At 68.9% G+C, this 6,095-nt stretch carries 3 protein-coding genes; all 3 read right to left on the bottom strand.

The features are described 5' to 3' along the window. Positions 1-9: 9 nt before the first annotated feature. The 3 genes from ABD352_RS08460 to ABD352_RS08450 all read right to left on the bottom strand — a co-directional run bounded on the left by ABD352_RS08460 (position 10) and on the right by ABD352_RS08450 (position 6,083). Positions 10-1,911, bottom strand: a complete 1,902-nt coding sequence (locus ABD352_RS08460; protein ID WP_344611676.1) for a glycosyl hydrolase family 18 protein — start codon at positions 1,909-1,911, stop codon at positions 10-12. A gap of 167 nt (positions 1,912-2,078) precedes the next feature. Then, a complete protein-coding gene (locus tag ABD352_RS08455) occupies positions 2,079-5,591 on the bottom strand; it encodes a ThuA domain-containing protein (RefSeq protein ID WP_344611675.1) in 3,513 nt (1,170 codons plus the stop codon). A 123-nt stretch (positions 5,592-5,714) separates the two neighbouring features. Next, positions 5,715-6,083, bottom strand: coding sequence for an Mth938-like domain-containing protein (locus ABD352_RS08450; RefSeq protein WP_344611674.1), 369 nt, complete (start codon positions 6,081-6,083; stop codon positions 5,715-5,717). Positions 6,084-6,095 lie beyond the last annotated feature (12 nt).

Raw genomic sequence — 6,095 nt, 5'->3', positions numbered from 1 at the left:
GTACTGCGGTCAGCAGGCGCCGTTGTCGGTCCAGACGGCCTGGCTGTTGTTGCCGGGGATGTCGCCCTGGGTCCACCACTTGGCGGTCCACTTGTGCCCGCCGTAGGTCACCGACTGCCCGCCGGTGTACGCGGTGGTCGAGACCCACGCGGACAGGCCCGCGCAGTTGCCGGTGCCGCCGGTCGGCGTCGGCGTGGTGGTGCCGCCGCCGCAGACCCCGTTGTCGGTCCAGACGTCCTGGCTGTTGTTGCCGGGGATGTCACCCTGCGTCCACCACTTCGCGGTCCACAGGTGACCGTTGTAGGAGACCTGCTGGCCGCCGTTGTACGCGGTGGTCGAGACCCAGGCCGGGGCCGAGCAGCTGCCGGTCGGCGACGGGGTCGGGCTCTTGCTCGGCGACGGGCTCGAGGACGGGCTCGACGACGGGCTCTTCGACCCGGTGGGCGACGCGGTGGGCGAGGACGTGGAGCAGCCCGCCGTGGCGCCGTTGGTCGAGTTGACGACCGCGTTGAACAGCGTTCCCGCGGGGTCGAGGGCCTCCAGGGAGTACATCATCGCCCCGCCGAGGCCGTTGCAGTGCTGGTAGTCGGCCTTGGCCTGGATCGAGGCCGCCGAGTCGCCGCTCCAGAACGTGGTGCCGTCGTAGAAGTAGGCGCCCTTGGTGGTCGGGTCCAGGTAGGTGTACGACGGGTTGTTCACGAAGCCGGTGAGCTCCTTGTAGAAGGAGACGCCGGCGACGTTGCCCGAGTTGGCGTGGCCCGTCGCCGGGCCGGTCGCGGTCTGGTACAGCCCGTGGTTGGCGCCGGCCGGGACGCCGGTCCAGCCGCGATAGTAGAACGGGTATCCGAGGGTGAGCTTCGCGGCCGGGAACCCGCCGGGGATGCCGTAGCCGGAGTCGCCGACCGTCCAGGCCTTGATCGCCGAGTCGATCGAGTACTTGCCGTTGCCCGGCGGCACGGGGGTCATCGGGTCGTTCGGCGAGTTGTACAGCGGGGCCTGCAGGTTGGTCGGGCCCGTGCTCTCCCAGCCGCCGTGCATGTCGTACGTCATGGCGTTGGCGTAGTCGAGGTACTGGCCGACCTTGTTGGTCTCGATCTGCATGATCTTGTCCTGGCCGGCCGGCACCGCCGCGGTCAGGTACTTCTTGCCGGTCCCCAGCGCGTCGAGCTGGCTGCGGAACTCGGCCATCAGCAGGGTGTAGTTCTGCTTGTCGGCCGCGGTGTAGTGGTTGCCGGTGTGGCCGGTCGCGCCCGGGTACTCCCAGTCGATGTCGATGCCGTCGAAGATGCCCGCCCCGGTGCCGGCGCCGCCGTAGCCGTTGCGCGAGGGCAGGTTGCCCTTGATGAACATGTCGATGCAGGAGCTGACCAGCGCCTTGCGGGACGTGTCGGTGGCGGCGGCGTCGGAGAAGTACTTCGAGTAGGTCCAGCCGCCGATGGAGACCAGGATCTTCAGGTTCGGGTACTTCGCCTTGAGCTTCTTGAGCTGGTTGAAGTTGCCGACGATCGGCTGGTTGTAGGTGTCGGCGACGCCGTCGACGCTGATGTCCGCGCCGTAGGACTTGCCGTAGTCGGCGAAGGAGTCACCGGCCCCGTCGCCCGCGTTCGGGTTGTTCTCGTCCTGCGAGGCGGCCGAGTCGGCCTCGAAGCACTGGTGCGTCGTGGGGTTGATGTTCTCGAATGCGTACACCAGATAGTCGAGCTTGCCAGCCATGCCGCTGGTGTCGAGGTTCTTCGGGTAGAACGCGTTCTGGTAGATGCCCCACTGCGTGAAGTACGCGAACTTGACGCCCCCGCTGGTGGTGGCGGCCTGCGCGGGTGCGGTGCTGTTGAGGGCGGCGACGCCCCAGGCGGTGGCAGCCGCCAGGACGGTGGCCGCGAGGCCGGTGGCGAGTCTTCCGGGTCTGCGCATCTCGCTCCTCCTGTAACCGAGAGCATCCCGTTAACAGTAAACATTCTTAACTGTTAACGGGGATTTTATAGCGACCGATGCCGATGGACAAGAGCGGCTTTCCCGCAACGCAAAGTGGGAGGCGCCCGGTCGCCGGGCGCCTCCCACCTGTGGTGTCTTGCGGCTTTTCAGCTGATCAGATCGAACTTCTCCCATGGACCGATCGCGCTGCGGTTGGCGATGAGCGGCGACCCGCCCGCGTTGTCCGCCGTGACGTAGCTGCCGTTGATGCCGGCCTTCAGCGACACCGACCCGTCGGCGTTGCGGATGAGCTGGAACGTCTCCCACTGCCCGATCGCGCCCCGGTTGGCGATCAGCGCGGCGGCGCCGGCGGTCTCGGCGCAGACGTAGGAGTTGTTCGCGTGCGCCCGCAGCCCGATGTTGCCGCCGCCGAGGTCGATCATGTCGAACTGCTCCCACGGGCCGATCACGGTCCGGTTGGCGATGAGCGACGCCGCGCCGGCGTTCTCCGCGGTCACGTACTTGCCGTTGATCCGGGCCCGCAGGCTGATCACCGTCCCCGCCGGCGCGGTGACCCCCTCGCCGATGAAGTCCAGCCAGTTGACGTTGAACAGGAAGCCCGACGCGTTCGACGGGCTGCGCGCGACGAAGTACAGCTTGCCGCTGCCGGCCGGCGGGCTGTTGAGCCCCATGGTCACGTTCGTGTACGTCTGCCAGGCGCCGGTGCCGGGGACGGACACGGTGCCCAGCACCGTGCCGGTCGGCGAGTCCCAGTGCGCCTCGAGGATGCCGCCGCTGGTCTGCGAGGCCACCCGCAGCGAGATCGCGCTGACCCCGTAGAGTGAGGCCGGCTCGAGGCTCCACCAGTCGCCGTCCTGGATGAACCCGATGTCCGAGCCGCCACCCGCGCTGTCCGCGCCGGTCTCGACCTGCACGCCGGGGTTGTCGGTGCCCTTGCCGGTCGCGGTGCGCCCGGTGTTGCTGAAGAACTCCGCCTGCTTGCGTTTGGAGTGCAGGATCACCTGGCTGCGGGTGGTCAGCGCGGGTGCCCCGGGGCCGCCCTTGTCGGTGTAGGACGCCTCCAGGACGTAGAAGATGTTGTCGCCCTCGGAGTGTCCACTGGAGAGGGTCGTGACCACCGTGCCCGTGCAGCCACCGTAGGACTCCAGCGGGTGGCCGTGCGTGTCGTGGCCGAGGATCGCCTGCACGTGGACGTCGGCGCAGCTGACCGGCGAGTCCTCCTGGTCGCTCACCGTGACCGAGAACGGCACCCGGTCGCCCCACTGGAAGAAGGCGCCGCTGGGCGGGCCGGTGATGACGACCGTCGGCGCCGTGTTGCCCACCGTGATGTTGAAGCTCGCGGTGGCGGTCTTGTTGTTCGCGTTGCGCAGCGTCAGCACCGCCGTGTAGCTGCCGTTCGCGGTGTACGTGTGGCTCGGGCTGGGCGCGGTGGAGGTGCTGCCGTCGCCGAAGACCCAGCTGTACGTCAGGGCGCCGCCGCCCGGCGTCGACGAGCCGGTGCTGCTGAAGTTCACCGTGAGCGGCCCGTGGCCGTTGGTCTTGTCCGCGGTGGCCTGCACGGTCGGCGCGGGGCCGCTGGTGACGTAGTCGATGCGGTAGATGCCCGAGTCGGCGTTGTCGCCGCCGAAGCCCGAGCCCCACTCGATGAGGTACAGCGAGCCGTCCGGGCCGAACTTGAAGTCCATCGGCTTGAGGAAGGAGAACGAGGGCAGCAGCGGGTCGATCGCGGAGACGCCCTTGCCGTCCGCGGTCAGCCGGAACGTGTACATCTTGCTGCTGTTCCACTCCGCGAAGATGGCCCGGCCGTCGTAGCGCACGGGCCACTTGCGGTCGGAGGCCAGGTTCGCGTCGTAGCGGTACACCGGGCCGGCCATCGGCGCCCCGCCGGACAGGATCGGGAAGTTCGCCGGGTCGGACTGGTAGTGGTACCAGACCGTGGCCGGCACCGCCGGGGGCAGCTTCGTCAGGCCCGTGTTGTTCGGCGAGGCGTTGGTCGGCCCGCCCGCGCAGTCGAACGCCGAGCCCGACGTCTTCGTGGCGAAGTTGTACTGCACGTACTTCGCGTTGTTGCCGATGCAGTACGGCCAGCCCGCGTTGCCCGGCGCGCTGAGGATGTCCCACTCGACGGTGTTCTCCGGGCCGCGCGACGGGTTCGCCGTGGTGGCGTCCGGGCCGTAGTTGGCCACCAGCGGGTAGCCGGTCTTCGGGTCGATGCCCATCCGGAACGGGTTGCGCTCGCCCATGGTGTAGATCTCCGGGCGGGTCTTCGCGGTGCCCGGCGCGAACAGGTTGCCGGCCGGGACGGTGTAGGTCCCGTTGGCCTCGGGGTGGATGCGCAGCACCTTGCCCGACAGGCTGTTGGTGTTGCCGGCGGTGCGCTGGGCGTCCCAGATCTCCCGGCCGGCCTGCTGGTCGATCGGGGTGTAGCCGTCGGAGGCGAACGGGTTGGTGTTGTCCCCTGTGGACAGCCAGAGGTTGCCGCTGGTCTTGTCGAACACCATGCCGGCGCCGTGGTGGCAGCAATCGGCCCGCTGCACGGGCACGTCGAGCAGCACCTTCTCGCTCGCCGGGTCCAGGGTGTCGCCGTTCATCGTGAACCGGCTCAGCCGGTCAACGCTCGCCGTGGTGGGCGAGTAGAAGAGATAGACCCAGTGGTTGGTGGCGAAGGCGGGGTCCAGCGCGATGCTGAGCAGCCCGCTCTCGTAGTCCGGGAAGACGCCGAGGTGCCCGGCGAACGTGGTGCCGCCCGCGGGCTGGATGATGTTCACGTCGCCGAGGCGGTCGATGTAGAACACCCGCCCGTCGGGCGCGACGTCGAGCATCATCGGGTTGGACGTGTTGGTGTCCAGCGGGACCTTCTGGAAGATGCCGCAGTCGCTGAGCACCGTGCCGGACGTGGTGAGGATGCCGCCGAGCACGATGTGCAGGAAGTTGGCCTCGCTCCAGCTCTCCGTCGTGTGCCCGAGCGCGGTGTAGAACGACCGCCCGCCGTCGAAGACCTGGCACCAGGTGGTGGGGTGGTCCGAGCCCATCGTCGAGCCGCTGTAGGAGCTGTTGTCGACCGAGGTGAGCACGTGCACGGACGGGCGCGGGTTGGCCGTGAAGTCGTACCACTCGTCGGTGCGGGTGAACGACGCCGGCAGCCCCTGGGTCGCCGCGTGGGTGGAGTCCTCGACCACCACCTTGGCCGCCTGGACCGCCGGGTGACTCAGGAATGTGGCCCCGACGAGCTGCTGGTACCACGACCAGGTGGCGACGGTGTCGGCGGCCGCGTGCACGCCGACGAAGCCGCCGCCCTGCTCGATGTAGCGCTGGAACGCGTCCTTCTCGGCCTGCGTCCCCAGCGGGTCGCCGGTGGTCGACAGGAACACGATCGTCTTGTACTGCGCCAGGTTGGCGTCGGTGAACAGCGTGTCGTCCTCGGTGGCGTCGACGGCGAAGTTGTTCGCCGTCCCGAGGTTCTTGATGGCCTGGATCGCGGCCGGTATCGAGTCGTGGCGGAACGCGGTCGTCTTGGAGAAGACCAGCACCTTGAAGGCCGGATCGCCCGGCGCCGCGGCACCGGGCCGGACGCCTGCGAACGCGGCGAGCAAGGCCGCGACGAACACGGCCAGAACCCGGCCGGACCTACGAATGACAGCGACATTGGTGCCGCGCATCGATCCCACCTACCCCCGTGACGTAGAGATCGACGCCAATGATGGGGAATCGATGGAGTGCTGTCTACCCCGCTCCGGCGCGCTCGACGGAGCGTCATCCGGCGGTCACGCAGCGCGGTGGGATCAGCAGGTCGAGTGGAACAGGCCGCCGACCGGCGTGGTGCCGACCAGGGAGTTGTAGATCTCCACGGCCTCGGTCGTCTCGGCCACGTGGACCGTCACGCCCTCGGCCTCCAGGGCGGCCACGGTCGCGGGAGGCACGCCCAGGCGCAGCTCCATGCCCCGGGACAGCACGACCGTCGTGGCGCCGGCCTCCAGCAGCTCCTCGACGTCCCCGGGCTGGATGCCGGGGGAGTGGCGGGTGCCGGTCTCGTTCCAGTCCCACTCGCGGGCGCCGCCGGGCCAGGCCTTCAGGTCTTTCACCTCGCCCAGCGACTCCACCTCGATCGAACCCCACGAAACGGCAAGGATCCGGGGCGAACGTGGGAGCATCGGGTTACACCT

Source organism: Dactylosporangium salmoneum (assembly GCF_039532525.1).
Taxonomy (GTDB): Bacteria; Actinomycetota; Actinomycetes; order Mycobacteriales; family Micromonosporaceae; genus Dactylosporangium; species Dactylosporangium salmoneum.
The sequence above is the reverse complement of the archived record's forward strand: the minus strand, read 5'-3'. Positions and strand labels throughout refer to the sequence as shown.

Coding starts and splice junctions, on each gene's coding strand:
- ABD352_RS08450 (WP_344611674.1), bottom strand. CDS start 6,083: ATGCTCCCACGTTCGCCCCGGATCCTTGCCGTTTCGTGGGGTTCGATC.
- ABD352_RS08460 (WP_344611676.1), bottom strand. CDS start 1,911: ATGCGCAGACCCGGAAGACTCGCCACCGGCCTCGCGGCCACCGTCCTG.
- ABD352_RS08455 (WP_344611675.1), bottom strand. CDS start 5,591: ATGCGCGGCACCAATGTCGCTGTCATTCGTAGGTCCGGCCGGGTTCTG.